Genomic DNA, 17,082 nt, shown 5'->3' on the forward strand with positions numbered 1-17,082 from the left:
CCGCAGGTCGCGGCGAGGACACCGACGCCGATCAGCAAGGCGGCCAAGGCGATTCGAATCGTGGGGCGTCGCGGCGCGCCGTCACGCTACCTGCGGTGGACGGTGGCCAGCCAAGCGGGAATCGACTCGCTGAAGCGGGTGCGCAGACTCTCCTGGTCGATGGCGGCGATGTCCCACTCGACCGGATCGAAGGCCGCGGTCAGTGCCGCTCGGCTGACCGGGTGCGGACCGGGATCGTCGCCGAAGTCACCGAAGCACAGGATGTACAGGGTTCCACCCTGGGCGACGACCGCGCCCAAACTCACCGCGTAGACGGCCTGTTCGGCGCGGTCGAAGGTGTGGAACAGGCCGCTGTCGAGCACCGTCCGGAACCGGCGCTCCAGCCGTTCGAGGTGCAGGGCGTCGGCGACCCCGAAGGTGGCTGTCAGACCACGGTTCTCGGCACGCTCGCGCGCTGTGGCCACGGCTGTCTCGGCCACGTCCACACCGTGCACCGGGAACCCGAGCGAGGCCAGATACAGCGCGTTGTCGCCGGTGCCGCACCCCGCGTCGAGGACGTCGCCGACGAAACCGCCCGCCTCGGCCAGCCGCACCACGGCCGGTTGCGGCTGGCCGATGTCCCACGGGGCGGGGCCGTCGCGGTAGGATGCGTCCCACGGCTGGCCGGACCGCTGCTCGTGGCTGGTGGGTGGCCGATCGCGGAGCGGCTCGTCGGCGGGCGGCACGGTCAGCGGATGAACGTGGCCGCGCGCTCGGCCAGGTCGAGGAGCGGCTGCGGGAAGACACCGAGGATGAGGGTGGCGCCCGCGCTGAACGCCACCACCAGGGTCGTCGCGAACGGGGCGGTGACGGTCGGGGCGTCGGCGGGCGGGTCGGTGAAGAACATCAGCACGATCACCCGGATGTAGAAGAACGCCGCGATCGCGCTGCAGATCACGCCGACGATGACCAGGAACGTGTAACCCGCGCCCGAGGCTGCGGCGAACACCGCGAACTTGCTGACGAAACCACTGGTCAGCGGCAGGCCGGCGAACGAGAGCAGCAGCAGCGCGAAAACCGAGGCCAGCCACGGGGATCGGCGGCCCAACCCCGCCCACTGCGGCAGCGCGGTCGCCTCGTCACCGGAGGAATCCCGCACCAGGCTGACGACCGCGAACGCGCCGACCGTCCCGAGCCCGTAGGCCAGCAGATAGAACAGGACCGCGGCCACACCGGCATCATCGGCGGCGACGAGCCCGACCAGCAGGAAACCGGCGTGCGCGATCGAGGAGTACGCCAGCATTCGCTTCACATCGGTCTGGGTGATCGCCATGACCGCGCCGACGACCATCGTCGCGACCGCGATCGCGGCCAGGACCGGACGCCAATCGTCGCGCAGCGCACCGACGGCCACCATCAGCACCCGCATGGTCGCGCCGACCGCGGCGATCTTGGTGGCCGCGGCCATGAACGCGGTGATCGGCGTCGGGGCGCCCTGATAGACATCGGGCACCCAGGCCTGGAACGGCACCGCGCCGACCTTGAACAGCAGGCCGACGGCCAGCATCCCGATACCGAGCAGGGCCAGCGTCGCGTTCTCGGGCTGCTTGTCCAGCGCCGCACCGATTCCTGGCAGCGACACGGTCCCGGTCTGCCCGTACAGCAGGGCGACGCCGTAGAGGAAGAACGCGGAGGAGAACGCGCCGAGCAGGAAGTACTTGAGCGCCGCCTCCTGCGAGAGCAGGCGCCTGCGCCGCGCCAGCCCGCACAGCAGATACAGCGGCAGCGACAGCACTTCCAGCGCGACGAACATCGTCAGCAGATCGTTGGACGCGGGGAACAGCAGCAGACCACCGAGCGCGAGCATGGTCAGCGGGAACACCTCGGTGGTCGACACCCCCGACCGCACGGCGGCGAGCTCGTGCGCACTGCCCGGCACCGCGGAGGCCTGCGGGGTGAACGCGTCGACGCCGCGATCGAGCACCGCGGCCGCCCGGCTCCAGGTGCCCGGTCCGCTGCGTGCCCGGGGCACCGCGCCCCGTTCGGCGATCAGCAGCAGACCCAGCAGCGCGACCGACAGAATCGTGCCCTGCAGGAACAGCGTCACCCCGTCGACGGCCACCGCGCCGACCACGGCCGTGCCCGTCGTGCCCGCGAGCCCGACGACCGCGACCAGCGCGCCGACCACGCCGCCGATCCCGAGAATCAGCTGCGTGAGGTACCGATACGGCCGTGGCACGAACGCCTCGACCAGCACCCCGACGACGCCGACCGCGAACACGATCAGCATCGGTGCGAGCAGGTGGTATTCGATGCTCGGTGCGGGCAGGGTGGCCGCGAGCTCGTTGATGGTCACGGAGTCCGTCCTCATTTGTGTCCGCCGGCGGGCGGGGTGGCCGAACCTGCTTCGGGAGCGGGAACCGTCGGAGCGGGGTCGTGCTTACCGATCGTCGAGAGGGTGTGCCCGACGGCGGGATCCACCAGATCGAGGATCGGTTTCGGATAGAAGCCGAGCACCAGCAGCGCGGCCAGCAGCGGGACCACCACCGCGAGCTCACGCGGCACCAGGTCGCGCAGGTGCTCGTTGCCCTGCTTCACCGGACCGGTCATCATCCGCTGGTACAGCCACAGCACATAGAGCGCGGCCAGCACCAGCGCACCGGTCGCGACGACCGCCGCCACCTTGTACTTGCCGAAAGTGCCGACGAGGACGAGGAATTCGCTGACGAATGGCGCGAGGCCGGGCAGCGACAGCGTGGCCAGACCGGCGATGAAGAAGGTACCGGCCAGGATCGGCGCGACCTTCTGCACGCCGCCGAACTCCGCGATCATCCTGGTGCCGCGCCGCGAGACGAGGAATCCGGCGATGAGGAACAGCGCGGCCGTGGACAGTCCGTGATTGACCATGTAGAGCGTCGCCCCGGATTGCGCCTGGGTGGTCATCGCGAAGATGCCGAGGATGATGAACCCGAAGTGCGAGATCGAGGTGTAGGCGATCAGCCGCATCACATCGGTTTGACCGATGGCGAGTAGTGCACCGTAGAGGATGCCGATCACCGCGAGGGTGATCACCAACGGCGCGAACGTGTCGGAAGCCAGCGGGAACAGCAGCAGGCAGTATCGGAGCATGCCGAACGTGCCGACCTTGTCGACCACCGCCATCATCAGCACCGCGCTCGAGGGGGTGGCCGAGACCGCGGCGTCGGGCAGCCAGGTGTGCAGCGGCCACAGTGGCGCCTTCACCGCGAAGGCGAACATGAACCCGAGGAACAGCGCGTTGACGACCGCGGTGCTGCCGCCGAGCTGCCCGTTGTTGGCCGCAGCGACGACGGTCCGCAGATCGAAGGTGCCCGCGGTGCCCTCGCCCAGCCCCGCCTGCGCGGTGAGCACGTACAGCCCGATGACCGCCGCCAGCATGATCAGGCCGCCGAACAGGTTGTACAGCAGGAACTTCACCGCCGCCCGCGAGCGCTGGGCGCGTAGGGCGGCGTCGCTGGTGCGTGGTCCGAAGCCGCCGATGAGGAAGTACATCGGAATGAGCATGGCCTCGAAGAACACGTAGAACAGCAGGATGTCGAGGGCGAGGAAGGAGATCAGCACCATCGACTCGACCAACAGCATCAACGCCATGTAGATGTGCGCGGTCTTGCGGCCGTCACCGGCCGCGGAGTCGTCGTGCCAGCCGGCCAGGATCAGCAGCGGCATCAGCACCGCGGTCAACAGCACGAGCACGGTGGCGATGCCGTCGAGGCCGAGGGTGTAGCCGACGCCGAACGCCGGAATCCACTCGTGCGCTTCGACGAACTGGTACTGGTCCCCGCTGGGACGGAACCGCAGCGCCAGGCTCACCGCCAGCGCGAGCACACCGATCGACACCGCGAACGCCAGTGCGCGCGCCACATTCCGGCGCGCGGCGGGCACGGCGAGCACCACCGCCGCGCCGACCGCGGGGGCGAGCCAGAGCGTCGTAAGCCAGGGAAACGAGTTCACCAGTACCTCACCGCCAGCAGGGCAGCGGCCACCAGGGCCGCGCCGGTGAACATGGACAGGGCGTAGGAGCGCACGAAGCCGGTCTGGATCCGCCGGACCCGCGCCGAGAGACCGCCGATCCCGGCCGCCGTGCCGTTGACGATCCCGTCGACACCACGCGCGTCGAGGAACACCAGCGCGCGGGTGAGGTGACGACCTGGCCGCTCGAAGGCGGCCTCGTTGATCGCGTCGCCGTAGAGGTCCTTGCGCGCGGCTGTCGTGAACACCGTGACCGGCTCGGGCGCGGTCTCGGGGACCGGACTCTCGGCGTACTTGCGGTAGGCGATCGCGACACCGATGGCGACCGAGGTCAGGGCCAGTCCGGTGACCACGCCCGCGGGCACGACGGGTTCGCCGTGATGGGAGCCGACGACCGGGGCGAGCCAGTTCTGCAGCGCCGAACCCCACACGAACAGGCCGCCCGCGAACACCGAGCCGAACGCGAGCAGGATCATCGGCCCGGTCATCACCGCGGGAGCTTCGTGCGGGTGGGTGTCGGGCTTCCAGCGGCGTTCACCGAAGAACGTCATCAGCATGACGCGAGTCATGTAGAACGCGGTGAGTCCGGCACCGACCAGAGTGACCACCCCGAGCAGGATTCCCGTCGTCCCCCCGTGGTCGAACGCCGCCTCGATGATCTTGTCCTTGGAGAAGAACCCCGAGAACGGTGGCACCCCGATGATGGCGAGATAGCCGAGACCGAAGGTGGCGAAGGTGATCGGCAGCAGGGTGCGCAGACCGCCGTAGCGGCGCATGTCGGTCTCGTCGTCCATCGCGTGCATCACCGAACCGGCGCCGAGGAACAGCCCGGCCTTGAAGAACCCGTGGGTGAGCAGGTGCATGATTGCGATCGCGTAGCCGGCCGGCCCGAGCCCGACGGCCAGGATCATGTAGCCGATCTGGCTCATCGTCGAGGCGGCGAGCGCCTTCTTGATGTCGTCCTTGGCACAGCCGACGATCGCGCCGAACAGCAGTGTCACCGCGCCGACGGCGATCACCGCGGTTCGCGCGTCGGGGGCGAGATCGTAGATGGGGTTGGAGCGGGCGATCAGGTAGACGCCCGCGGTGACCATGGTGGCCGCGTGGATCAGTGCCGAGACCGGGGTGGGGCCCTCCATCGCGTCACCGAGCCAGGACTGCAGCGGTACCTGGGCCGACTTGCCGCACGCGGCCAGCAACAACAGCAGGCCGATCGCGGTGAGCGTGCCCTCGCTCGCACCCGGCGTCGCCGCGAACACCGTGCGGAAATCGAAGGAGCCGAAGGCGGCGAACATCGTCATCATGGCGATGGCCAGGCCCATGTCACCGACCCGGTTGACGAGGAATGCCTTCTTGGCCGCCGTTGCGGCCGAGGGCTTCTCGTACCAGAACCCGATCAGCAGGTAGGACGCCAGGCCGACGCCTTCCCAACCGAGGTAGAGCACCAGGTAGTTGTCGGCCAGGACCAGCACCAGCATGGCGGCCAGAAACAGGTTGAGGTAGCCGAAGAATCGGCGTTTGCCCGGATCGTGGCTCATGTAGCCGATCGAGTAGACGTGGATCAGCGAGCCGACGCCGGTGATGAGCAGCGCGAAGCACACCGAGAGCTGATCGAGTTGCAGCCCGAACCCGACCCGCAGGTCACCCACCGCCACCCACTCGAACAGCTGCTCGTGGATGGCGCGGTCGGCGTCGGAGCGGCCGAGCATGCCGAAGAAGGCCACCACGGCGACGACGAACGAGGCCACCGCGGCGCCGGTGCCCAGGTAGATACCCCACCGGTCGGCGAACCGGCCGAGCAGGAGCAGCAGGATCGCGCCGGCGAGCGGGAAGGCGGGCAGCAGCCACAACGTTGCGGTGCCCATGTCAGAACTTCAGCAGGTTGGCGGCGTCGACCGAGGTCGACCGGCGGGCACGGAAGATCGTCATGATGATGGCCAGACCGACGACGACCTCGGCGGCGGCCACGACCATGGTGAAGAACGCGATCACCTGGCCGTCGAGATTGCCGTGCAGGCGGGCGAAGGTGACGAAGGCCAGGTTCACCGCGTTGAGCATCAGTTCGATGCACATGAACACCACGATGGCATTGCGGCGCAACAGCACTCCCGCGGCGCCGATGGTGAACAGCAGGGCGGACAGGAACAGGTAGTTCTGGGGGTTCACCGGTTGCCTTCCTCGTCGGCCGTCGGGGTGACGTCGCTGCCGGCGCCGACCGAGAGCGCGGCGGCCTCGGTGTGCGCGCGGGTGCGGCGGTGACGCAGGATCGTGCTCACCGAGAGTTCGGCGAAGCTGCCGTCGGGGAGTTGGGCCGGGCTGTCCACGGCGTTGTGCCTGGCGTAGACGCCCGGAGTCGGGAGCGGAGTGGCGCGTTCGCCCGCGGTGCGGAAGCGGTCGCGCGACATCTCACGCTGCCCCCGCCGTGGCGTGAAGTGTTCGCGATGCGCGAGCACCATCGCGCCGATGGTCGCCGTGATCAGCAGCGCGCCGGTCAGCTCGAACGCCCACACGTAGCGCAGGAAGATCAGCTCGGCCAGTTCGGCGATCACGTCGCGACCACCGAAACCGCGGCCGGGGAAGGTGATTCCGCTGCCGCGCAGCGCCGCGCCGATCCCGCCGATCAGCAGGAACCCGAACCCGACGCCGACGACGGCGGCCGCGATCCGCTGGCCGCGCAAGGTCTCCCGCAGGGACTCGGCCGAGTCGACGCCGACGAGCATGAGCACGAACAGGAACAGCATCATCACCGCGCCGGTGTAGACCACGATCTGCACGACGCCGAGGAACAGCGCGCCCTGGGCGATGTAGAACACCGCCAGCGCGATCATGGTGGCGGCCAGGCACAGTGCCGAGTGCACGGCCTTGGCCGCGGTCACCATGCCGAGCGCGCCGAGCACCGCGATCGGGGCGAGCACCCAGAACAGCACCGCCTCCCCGGTGGAGGTGGACGCGACTTCGGCGGCCAGGAGTGCGGTGGTCATCGCAGTACCTCTTCCGACGTGGTGGGACGGACCCGGCCCAGGTAGTAGTCGGCCTCGTCGGTGCCGGGCGCCATGGCGTGCGGCGGGGCGACCATGCCGTCCTGCAGCGGCGCCAGCAGGCGGTCCTTCTCGTAGATGAGGTCGGCGCGATTGTCGTCGGTGAGTTCGTACTCGTTGGTCATCGTCAAGGCGCGGGTCGGACACGCCTCGATGCACAGTCCGCAGCCGATGCAGCGCAGGTAGTTGATCTGGTAGACGCGGCCGTAGCGTTCCCCGGGGGAGAAGCGTTCGTCCTCGGTGTTGTCGGCGCCTTCGACGTAGATGGCGTCGGCGGGGCAGGCCCAGGCGCACAGTTCGCAGCCGATGCACTTCTCCAAGCCGTCGTCGTACCGGTTGAGCTGGTGGCGGCCGTGGTAGCGCGGCGCGGTCGGCACCTTCTGCTCGGGATAGGACTCGGTATTGGGCTTCTTGAACATCGTCGCCGCGGTGACCGCGAACCCGGCGAGCGGCTCGAACAGGCCGATCTCGGGCTGATCACCGGCGGGGCGCGGTGGCATCGGCGGAACCGGGAAGCCGAGGAACACCGGCGATTTCGCGGGCTCCTCGGGCAGCGGCGGCAGGCCTTCGGCGCGGCCGGCCCGCAGGAACATCGCGATCATCGCGGCGGTGATGACGAGGCCGACGGTCACCAGGATCGGGGTCTGATCGGTGACGCCCTCGAGGTCGAGGACCCGGGCGGTCGCCACGATCATCACCCACACCAGCGAGGTCGGGATGAGCAGCTTCCAGCCGAGGTTCATGAACTGGTCGTAGCGCAGACGCGGCAGGGTGCCTCGCAGCCAGACGAAGACGAACAGGAACGTCCACACCTTGAGGGTGAACCACAGCAGCGGCCACCAGCCGGAGTTCGCGCCCTCCCAGAGGCTGATCGGGAACGGAGCCCGCCAGCCACCGAGGAACAGCGTGGTCGCCAGCGCCGACACCGTGGCCATGTTGACGTACTCGGCGAGCATGAACATGGCGAACTTGAGCGAGGAGTACTCGGTGTGGAAGCCACCGACGAGCTCGCCTTCGGCTTCGGGCAGGTCGAACGGCGCGCGGTTGGTCTCGCCGACCATGGACACGCAGTAGATGAGGAACGAGGGCAGCAGCAGGAAGACGTACCAGGTGCCCTCCTGCGCGGTGACGATCCCGGAGGTGGCCATGGTGCCCGAGAGCAGGAACACCGTCGCGAAGGTCAGCGCCATCGCGATCTCGTAGGAGATCACCTGCGCGGTCGAGCGCAGGCCGCCGAGCAGCGGATACGTCGAGCCCGACGACCAGCCGGCGAGCACGATGCCGTACACGCCGATGGAGGTGATGGCCAGGATGTAGAGGACACCGACGGGCATGTCGGTCAGCTGCAGGGCGGTGCGCTGGCCGAAGATCGACACCTCGGGGCCGAACGGGATCACCGCGAACGCCATGAACGCCGGGATGACCGAGATGATCGGGGCGAGCACGAAGATCGGCTTGTCCACGATGGCCGGGATGATGTCTTCCTTGAGCGCCATCTTCACGCCGTCGGCGATGGACTGGAACATGCCGCCGGGACCGATCCGGTTGGGGCCGACGCGCATCTGCATCCACGCGACGACTTTGCGTTCGGCGTAGACCGCGATGAGCGGCACCAGCATCAGGTAGACGAACACACCCAGTGCCTTGACGAGCACCAGCCAGAGCGGGTCGGTGCCGAAGACAGGTGCGGCGTCTGCTGCCAGGTGCAGCACGGGATCACTCATGACGGTGTTCCTTCATCCTGTCGTCGGCGCGGCGCAGGCGCACCACGGCGCCGGGTGTCACGCCGAGCGTGGCGGCGACCGTCGAGCCGGGGGAGTGCAGCGGCAGCCACACCACCCGGTCGGGCAGGTCGGTGATCATCAGCGGCACGGTGATCTCACCGCGATCGGTGTAGACGATGACGTGATCGGCCTCGGCCGCTTCGATCTCGGCGGCCGTCGCCGCCGAGAGCCGCGCGACCGGCGGGCGGGCGACGCCGGCGAGGTTCGCTTCCCCGTCCTGCATCCGGCCCGCGTCGAGCAGCATCCGCCAGCCGGCCAGGACCGCGGTGCCGACGCCGGGCGCCGGGCGGGTCTGGCTGGTCAGCTCCGGCGCGGAGATCGGTGTTCCGTTCCAGGTGCCCAGGACGTCGAGTTCGCGACGCGCGGAAGCGATGTCGGGCAGGTTGATCGGCGTGCCCATCTCGGCGGCGAGCGAGTGCAGCACCCGCAGGTCCGACAGCGGTGCGGCGACGCGACGGGTGGTGTCCAGCGGCGCGGCGGCGAACGGGCGCGGCCTGCCCTCCCAAGTGCGGAAGGTGCCGGACTTTTCCATGACGGGCGCGATCGGGAAGACCACGTCGGCGCGCTCGGTGACGGCGCTGTGCCGCAACTCCAGGCTGACGACGAACCGCGCGGCATCGATGGCGGCCAGCGCGGCCGCCGGGTCGGGCAGGTCGTCGGGGTCCACACCACCGACGACCAGCGCACCGAGCTGCGACGCGCTCGCCAGGATGCCAGCGGTGTCGCGGCCGAGCGTGACGGGCAATTCCTCGGCCTGCCAGCGGTGCCGAACCTGTTGCCGCGCGGCGGGATCGACCACCGGTCTGCCGCCCGGCAGCAAGCTGGGCAGGGCGCCCGCTTCGAGCGCACCGCGTTCCCCGGCCCGGCGCGGCACCCAGGCGAGTCCGGCGCCGGTGGCATCGACGAGGCGGACCACGGCCGAGAGCGCGCCGGGGCTGCCCGCCAGCCGTTCACCCGCCAGCACGACCGCGCCCGGGCTGCGCAGCAGCGCCATCAGCTCGGCCGCGTCCGCCGACGTCTCGGCGGCGATCGCGTCGAGGACATCGGCTTCACCGCACGGCGGGGTCTGGATCAGTGCGCCTGACATCCGTTCGAGCCCGCGCGAGGCGAACGGTGCCAGCGACACCACGCGCAGCCCACGGGTCCTGGCGGCCTTGCGCAGCCGCAGGTAGACGATCGGGGATTCCTCTTCGGGTTCGAATCCCACCAGCAGCACGACCGGTGCGGCGGCCAGCGCCGCGTAGTCGACGGTCACGCCGTGCCCGGCGACGCGGGCGGCGAGGAAGCGCTCCTCCTCCTCGGAATGCACGCGGCTACGGAAGTCGATGTCGTTGGTGGCGAGCACCATCCGCGCGAACTTGCTGTAGGCGTAGGCGTCCTCCTCGGTGATCCGGCCGCCGACGAGCACGCCCGCGTTGCCGATCGCCGCTCGCAGCCCCGTGGCCGCGGCGGCCAGCGCCTCGGACCAGGAGGCCGGGGCCAGCACACCGTCCCAGCCACGAACCAGCGGCGTGGTGAGGCGGTCGCGTTCGGTCGCGTAGGTGAAGGCCCAGCGGCCCTTGTCGCAGTTCCATTCCTCGTTGACCTGCGGATCGTCACCGGCCAAGCGGCGCAGCACCTTTCCGCGCCGGTGGTCGGTGCGCTGGGCACACCCGGAGGCACAGTGCTCGCACACGCTCGGGGTGGACACCAAGTCGAACGGGCGGGCCCGGAAGCGGTAGGAGGTGCCGGTGAGCGCGCCCACCGGGCAGATCTGCACCGTGTTGCCGGAGAAATAGGAGTCCAGCGGTTCGGCCTGGGCGATGCCGACCTGTTGCAGGGCACCGCGATCCATCAGTTCGATGAACGGGTCACCGGCGACCTGATGGGAGAATCGCGTGCACCGCGCGCACAGTACGCAGCGTTCGCGGTCCAGCAGCACCGCCGCGGACAGCGGGATCGGCTTGGGATAGGTGCGCTTGTCGCCGTCGAAGCGGGATTCGGCGCTGCCGGTGGACATCGCCTGGTTCTGTAGCGGGCACTCGCCGCCCTTGTCGCAGACCGGGCAGTCCAGGGGATGGTTGATCAGCAGCAGCTCCATCACCCCGCGCTGTGCCTTCTCGGCGACCGGCGAGCTGAGCTGGGTGCGCACGATCATGCCGTCGGTGACCGGAATCGTGCAGGAAGCCACGGGCTTACGCTGCCCCTCCACCTCGACCAGGCACTGCCGGCACGCGCCGACCGGGTCGAGGAGCGGGTGATCGCAGAAGCGGGGGATCTGCACGCCGATGAGTTCGGCGGCGCGGATCAGCAGTGTGCCCGCGGGTACCTGGACGGTGGTGTCGTCGATGGTGACGCTCACCAGATCCGCGGGGACCAGGCCACTGCTGTTGCCTGGCGCGATGGCTGTCATCGGTCCTCATTCCCTGCCGAGGCCCACACCGTGGCGCGGGCCGGATCGAACGGGCAGCCGCCGCGGCGCTGATGCTCGAGGTACTCGTCGCGGAAGTACTTCAGCGAGGAGAAGATCGGGCTGGCCGCGCCGTCACCGAGCGCGCAGAACGATTTGCCGTTGATGTTGTCGGCGATGTCGGCGAGTTTGTCCAGGTCGGCTTCGGTGCCCTGGCCCGCTTCGAGTCTGCGCAACAACTGCACGAGCCAGTAGGTGCCCTCGCGGCACGGTGTGCACTTGCCGCAGGACTCGTGGGCGTAGAACTCGGTCCAGCGCAGGACCGCCCGTACGACGCAGGTCGTGTCGTCGAAGATCTGCAAGGCCTTGGTGCCCAACATGGACCCGGCGGCGGCGACACCCTCGTAGTCCAGGGGGACGTCGAGGTGCTCGGCGGTGAACAGCGGCGTCGAGGACCCGCCCGGAGTCCAGAATTTCAGCGTGTGGCCTGCGCGCACGCCGCCGGCGTAGCCGAGCAGCTCCCGCAGCGTGATGCCCAGTGGCGCCTCGTACTGGCCGGGCCTGGCGACATGTCCCGACAGCGAGTACAGGGTGAACCCGGGCGACTTCTCGCTGCCCATCGACCGGAACCATTCGGTGCCCTTGCGCAGGATCGACGGCACGCTGGCGATGGATTCGACGTTGTTGACGACTGTCGGGCACGCGTAGAGCCCGGCCACGGCCGGGAACGGCGGCCGCAATCGCGGCTGACCCCGCCGGCCTTCGAGCGAATCGAGTAGCGCGGTTTCCTCGCCGCAGATGTAGGCGCCCGCACCGGCGTGCACGATCAGTTCCAGGTCGAAGCCGGAGCCCAGGATGTCGCGGCCGAGATAGCCCGCGGCGTAGGCCTCCGCGACGGCGGCCTGGAGTCTGCGCAGGACCGGCACCACTTCGCCGCGCACGTAGATGAAGGCGGTGGCCGCGCGGATCGCGTAGGCGGCGATCACGACCCCTTCGATCAGAGTGTGCGGGGTGGCCAGCATCAGCGGGATGTCTTTGCAGGTGCCGGGTTCGGACTCGTCGGCGTTGACGACGAGATAGTGCGGCTTGGTCGTGCCGTCGGGACCGGGGCCCTGCGGGATGAACGACCATTTCATGCCGGTCGGGAAGCCCGCGCCGCCGCGTCCGCGCAGGCCGGCGTCCTTGACCGTCAGGATCACGTCGTCGGGTGCCATCCGCAGGGCGGCACGCAGTCCCTCGTAACCGCCGGTGGCCTGATAGCTGTCGAGGGTCCAGGACCGCGGACGGTCCCAGTGTTCGCTGAGAACCGGGGTGAGAGTCGTCATCTCATTCCCCTTGTCCGACGGCATCAACCTCTGCGGCACCGGTTTCCGCGGCCCGCAAGCCGGCCAGTGTGGCGGCGCCCGGAGCGCCGTCGAGCGCGCCGGGACGTTCGTCGGGGAATCCGGCCAGGATGCGGGCGGTCTCCCGGAAGGTGCACAGCGGCGCGCCCCGGGTGGGACGCACCTGGTGCCCCGCGCGCAGCGCGTCGGTGATCGCGCGCGCCGATTCGGGGGTCTGGTTGTCGAAGAACTCCCAGTTCACCATCATCACCGGGGCGTAGTCGCAGGCGGCGTTGCACTCGACGTGCTCGAGGGTGATGGCGCCGTCGGCGGTGGTCTCGCCGTGGCCGACACCCAGATGCTGTTGCAGCGCTTCGTAGATGGCGTCGCCACCGAGGACCGCGCACAGCGTGTTGGTGCACACGCCGACGTGGTAGTCCCCGGTCGGGGTACGCCGGTACATGGAGTAGAAGGTGGCCACCGCCGTCACTTCGGCGCCGGTGAGACCGAGATGGTCGGCGCAGAAGTCGATCCCGGTGCCGGTCACGTAACCCTCCTCGGCCTGCACCAGGTGCAGCAGCGGCAGCAGCGCCGAGCGGGGATGCGGGTACCGGGCGATGATCTCCTTGGCGTCTACTTCGAGTCGCTGCCGCACATGCGGCGGATACGGTTCCGGCCTGGTGGTGAGGTTCAGTTCGATCTTCATCGGTCCACTCCGCCCATGACAGGGTCGATGCTGGCGACCGAGGCGATGACGTCGGCGACCATGCCGCCCTCGCACATCGCGGCCACCGCTTGCAGATTGGTGAACGAGGGATCGCGGTAGTGCACCCGGTACGGACGGGTGCTGCCGTCGCTGACCATGTGCACTCCGAGCTCGCCGCGCGGCGACTCCACCGCCGCGTACACCTGGCCCGCGGGCACCCGCATGCCCTCGGTGACGAGCTTGAAGTGGTGGATCAGCGACTCCATCGAGGTGCCCATGATCTTGCCGATGTGCTGGGGCGAGTTGCCCAGTCCGTCGGGACCCAGTTGCAGATCGGCGGGCCAGGCGATCTTCTTGTCGTCGACCATGACCGGGCCGGGCCGCAGCCGGTCCAGACACTGTTCGACGATCTTGAGCGACTCGCGCATCTCGGCGACGCGGATCAGGTAGCGGCCGTAGCAGTCGCAGCCGGTGGTCGTCGGGATGTCGAATTCGTAGTTCTCGTAGCCACAGTACGGTGCCGATTTGCGCAGGTCGTGGGGCAGACCGGTGGCGCGCAGGACCGGGCCGGTGATGCCTAGGGCCATGCAGCCGGTCAGGTCCAGGTAGCCGATGTCCTGGGTGCGCTTCTTCCAGATCGGGTTGGCGCTGAGCAGATGCTCCATGTCGCGCAAACGTCCCGGCATGATCTCCAGGAGTTCGCGCACCTTGGTGACGCCGTCGTCGGGCAGGTCCTGGGCCAGGCCGCCGGGCCGGATGAACGCGTGGTTCATCCGCAGGCCGGTGATGGTCTCGAACACGTCCAGGATCAGTTCGCGTTCGCGGAAGCCGAACAGCATCGGGGTGAGCGCGCCCAGTTCCATGCCGCCGGTCGCCAGAGCGACCAGATGCGAGGAGATCCGGTTGAGCTCCATCAGCAGGACACGCACGACGGTGGCGCGTTCGGGGATCTGCTCGGTGATGTCGAGCAGCTTCTCCACACCGAGGCAGTAGGCGGTCTCGTTGAAGAACGGGGACAGGTAGTCCATCCGGGTGACGAAGGTGACGCCCTGGGTCCAGGTGCGGAACTCCAGGTTCTTCTCGATGCCGGTGTGCAGGTAGCCGATGCCGCAGCGGGCTTCGGTGACGGTCTCGCCTTCGATCTCGAGGATCAGGCGCAGCACCCCGTGTGTGGACGGGTGCTGCGGCCCCATGTTGACGACGATGCGTTCCTCGCCGCCGCCCTCGATCACTTCGCTGACCTGGTCCCAGTCCTGGCCTGCGACGGTGACGACCTGCGGCTCGTCGCGGCGGAAATCGGTGTCGGTCATCAGCTGTAGGTCCTCCGCTCGTCGGGCGGCGGTATCCGCGCGCCCTTGTACTCCACCGGGATCCCGCCGAGCGGGTAGTCCTTGCGCTGCGGATGGCCGCGCCAGTCGTCGGGCATGGTGATGCGGGTGAGGGAAGGGTGCCCGTCGAAGAGGATGCCGAAGAAGTCGTAGGTCTCGCGTTCGTGCCAGTCGGTGGTCGGGTAGACCGCGAACAGCGAGGGGACGTGCGGATCGGCGTCGGGGACAGAGACTTCCAGCCTGATCCGCCGGTTGTGTGTGATCGACATCAGGTGATAGACCGCGTGTAGTTCCCGACCCTCGTCGTCGGGGTAGTGCACGCCGTTGACGCCCAGGCACAGTTCGAAGCGCAGCGAGGTGTCGTCGCGCAGCGCGCTCGCGACGGCGACCAGGTGTTCGCGCCGCACGTGCAGAGTGATCTCGTCGCGGAAGACGACGATCTTCTCGATCGCGGTATCGAACGCGATCACCCGGTGGGTCAGCGCGGCGCGCAGGGTGCCGACGAACGCGTCGAACCAGCCACCGTAGGGCGGTGGAGTGCCCGCGGGCAGGGCGACGGGGGTGACCAGGCCGCCGTAGCCGGAGGTGTCGCCGGTGCCCGTGACACCGAACATGCCGCGACGGGTGCCGATCACCTCGTCCTCGGGTGCCGCGGGCGGGCGCGGGGCGGCCGGGGTCTCGTCCGGAATATCCTGTCCCGCTGTGCTGTCGGCGTTGTCGGGAGCGTCGAAGGTCATCGCAGCAGGCCCTCCATTCGGATGGTCGGCGTGCTGGCCAGCGCGGCCTGTTCGGCAGCGCGGATCGCTTCCTCGCGGTTGACACCCATCGGTGTCTCGGCGATCTTCGCGTGCAGCGCGAGGATCGCGTTGAGCAGCATCTCCGGGCGCGGCGGACAGCCCGGCAGGTAGATGTCGACCGGCACGATGTGGTCGACGCCCTGCACGATCGCGTAGTTGTTGAACATGCCGCCCGAGGAGGCGCACACGCCCATGGCGAGCACCCATTTCGGCTCGGTCATCTGGTCGTAGACCTGACGCAGGACCGGGGCCATCTTCTGGCTCACCCGGCCCGCCACGATCATCAGATCGGCCTGGCGCGGAGAGGCGCGGAACGCCTCCATACCGAAGCGGGCGATGTCGAATCGCCCCGCGCCGGTGGCCATCATCTCGATCGCGCAGCAGGCCAGGCCGAACGTCGCGGGCCAGACCGAGCCCTTACGCAGGTAGCCGGCGAAATCTTCGACGGTGCTCAGCAGAAACCCGCTGGGCAGTTTCTCTTCGAGACCCATTATTTCCCACTCATTCCCAGCTGAGGCCGCCGCGCCGCCACTCGTAGGCGTAGGCGACCGACACATTGACGATGAACAGCGCCATCGCGGCGAGCCCGAACAGACCCAGCGCATCGAAGTGCACGGCCCACGGGTAGAGGAACACGATCTCGATGTCGAAGATGATGAACAACATCGCGGTGAGGTAGTACTTCACCGGAAAGCGCTGTCCCGTGACGTTTCCGGGGCCGCCCGCGATGGCATGCGGGGTCGGCTCGATGCCGCATTCGTAGGGTTCCAGCTTGGCCCTGTTGTATCGCTTCGGGCCGATCAGCGCCGCCATCACGACGGAGAACACCGCGAACGCGGCGGCGATGGCGCCGAGAACGAGCGCGGGCACCTCGATATTCACGACTGCTTCCCCTCCTCGCTGGAGCAGGTCGAGCCGTGTGGCCCGGCCGCGGACGGCAGCTTTGGCGAGACGGGGCCGACAACGTTGTCCGCCGATACGGGGCTCGCGCAAGGCTGTGCAGCGATGGCGGAGCGTTATACAGGAGCCCGCGCTCGTGTGAGCTAGAGCACAGAGTACCGCCGTTCCAAGGGTGCGCCGCGCGTTTCCGGGACGGGGTTTGATCGATTTCGATACACGGATTCATGAGCGATCCGGGGGTAATCCCGGATCGGCGCACGCCACGGAACCACTGGTGTTACCAGTGGTGATAGGCAGAGCTGTGGGGCACGGGACTATCCGAAGTGGCGGGACGATGTCCGGGCGTCGCCGATCAGCGGGCGAGCAGGATGCTGGTCACCGCGTGCGTGAGCTGCATGGGATCGATCGGGTGCGAGACCGCGGCCTCGGCGCGCGACCAGTTCGCCAGCCAGGCGTCGTCGGGCCTGCCGGTCAGCACGACCACCGGCGGGCACTCGTCGATCTCGTCCTTGAGCTGCTTGGCGATGCCGAGCCCACCCGCTGGCGCGGACTCCCCGTCCAGGATCGCCAGATCGATCCCGCCGGCATCCATCTGCTCGATGACCACGGGCGCCGTGGCGACCTCGAAGAAATCGAGCTCGGGCAGATCGGGGCGCGGCCTACGGCCCAGCGCCAGGATCACCTGTTGCCTGGTGTCGGCGTCGTTGCTGTAGACCAGCACACGCAGCGGGGTGGAACCATTCGATTCGGCCACGCTCGGATCGTACGTCCGCGCGGGCGCGCGGCGTGGCAGGTTCGCCGGATCGGCCGGTTGGCCTGCGGGGCAAGCGA

15 protein-coding genes are annotated in these 17,082 nt (G+C 68.9%); all 15 read right to left on the reverse strand.

What is annotated here, in order from left to right; all coding sequences use genetic code 11:
- Positions 1-86: 86 nt before the first annotated feature.
- Positions 87-725: a class I SAM-dependent methyltransferase gene (locus ATM97_RS23140; protein WP_308248595.1), complete on the reverse strand. Its 639-nt coding sequence runs from the start codon at positions 723-725 to the stop codon at positions 87-89.
- Positions 726-727: 2 nt separating this feature from the next.
- Positions 728-2,350 carry an NADH-quinone oxidoreductase subunit NuoN gene (gene nuoN, locus ATM97_RS23145; RefSeq protein ID WP_218720148.1) on the reverse strand — a complete coding sequence of 541 codons (1,623 nt, stop codon included), beginning with the start codon at positions 2,348-2,350 and terminating at the stop codon, positions 728-730.
- Complete coding sequence (locus ATM97_RS23150) at positions 2,347-3,969, reverse strand: NADH-quinone oxidoreductase subunit M (RefSeq protein WP_218720149.1); 1,623 nt, start codon at positions 3,967-3,969, stop codon at positions 2,347-2,349. Before ATM97_RS23150 ends, nuoN begins: the two co-directional genes overlap by 4 nt.
- Positions 3,966-5,852: an NADH-quinone oxidoreductase subunit L gene (gene nuoL, locus ATM97_RS23155; RefSeq protein ID WP_218720150.1), complete on the reverse strand. Its 1,887-nt coding sequence runs from the start codon at positions 5,850-5,852 to the stop codon at positions 3,966-3,968. The genes ATM97_RS23150 and nuoL overlap by 4 nt, the downstream gene beginning before the upstream one ends.
- A 1-nt stretch (position 5,853) precedes the next feature.
- Entirely contained in the window at positions 5,854-6,153 is a 300-nt protein-coding gene (gene nuoK / locus ATM97_RS23160) for an NADH-quinone oxidoreductase subunit NuoK (protein WP_218720151.1), read from the reverse strand.
- Complete coding sequence (locus ATM97_RS23165; RefSeq protein WP_218720152.1) at positions 6,150-6,968, reverse strand: NADH-quinone oxidoreductase subunit J; 819 nt, start codon at positions 6,966-6,968, stop codon at positions 6,150-6,152. Before ATM97_RS23165 ends, nuoK begins: the two co-directional genes overlap by 4 nt.
- Positions 6,965-8,749, reverse strand: coding sequence for an NADH-quinone oxidoreductase subunit NuoH (nuoH, locus tag ATM97_RS23170; protein WP_218720153.1), 1,785 nt, complete (start codon positions 8,747-8,749; stop codon positions 6,965-6,967). Before nuoH ends, ATM97_RS23165 begins: the two co-directional genes overlap by 4 nt.
- Positions 8,742-11,201 carry an NADH-quinone oxidoreductase subunit G gene (locus tag ATM97_RS23175; RefSeq protein WP_218720154.1) on the reverse strand — a complete coding sequence of 820 codons (2,460 nt, stop codon included), beginning with the start codon at positions 11,199-11,201 and terminating at the stop codon, positions 8,742-8,744. The genes nuoH and ATM97_RS23175 overlap by 8 nt, the downstream gene beginning before the upstream one ends.
- A complete protein-coding gene (nuoF, locus tag ATM97_RS23180; RefSeq protein ID WP_218720155.1) occupies positions 11,198-12,523 on the reverse strand; it encodes an NADH-quinone oxidoreductase subunit NuoF in 1,326 nt (441 codons plus the stop codon). The genes ATM97_RS23175 and nuoF overlap by 4 nt, the downstream gene beginning before the upstream one ends.
- 1 nt (position 12,524) lies before the next feature.
- A complete protein-coding gene (gene nuoE / locus ATM97_RS23185; RefSeq protein ID WP_218720156.1) occupies positions 12,525-13,226 on the reverse strand; it encodes an NADH-quinone oxidoreductase subunit NuoE in 702 nt (233 codons plus the stop codon).
- On the reverse strand, positions 13,223-14,536 hold the full coding sequence (gene nuoD, locus ATM97_RS23190) for an NADH dehydrogenase (quinone) subunit D (protein WP_218720157.1): 1,314 nt from the start codon (positions 14,534-14,536) through the stop codon (positions 13,223-13,225). Before nuoD ends, nuoE begins: the two co-directional genes overlap by 4 nt.
- The gene (locus ATM97_RS23195) at positions 14,536-15,291 is read right to left on the reverse strand and encodes an NADH-quinone oxidoreductase subunit C (protein WP_255588259.1); all 756 of its coding nucleotides are present in this window, start codon (positions 15,289-15,291) and stop codon (positions 14,536-14,538) included. The genes nuoD and ATM97_RS23195 overlap by 1 nt, the downstream gene beginning before the upstream one ends.
- A complete protein-coding gene (locus ATM97_RS23200; RefSeq protein ID WP_218720158.1) occupies positions 15,288-15,842 on the reverse strand; it encodes an NADH-quinone oxidoreductase subunit B family protein in 555 nt (184 codons plus the stop codon). The genes ATM97_RS23195 and ATM97_RS23200 overlap by 4 nt, the downstream gene beginning before the upstream one ends.
- 10 nt (positions 15,843-15,852) lie before the next feature.
- Entirely contained in the window at positions 15,853-16,233 is a 381-nt protein-coding gene (locus ATM97_RS23205; RefSeq protein WP_218720159.1) for an NADH-quinone oxidoreductase subunit A, read from the reverse strand.
- Positions 16,234-16,603: 370 nt separating this feature from the next.
- A complete protein-coding gene (locus ATM97_RS23210) occupies positions 16,604-17,005 on the reverse strand; it encodes a hypothetical protein (protein ID WP_218720160.1) in 402 nt (133 codons plus the stop codon).
- Positions 17,006-17,082: the final 77 nt, after the last annotated feature.

Source organism: Nocardia sp. MH4 (genome assembly GCF_019266065.1).
Taxonomy (GTDB): Bacteria; Actinomycetota; Actinomycetes; order Mycobacteriales; family Mycobacteriaceae; genus Nocardia; species Nocardia canadensis.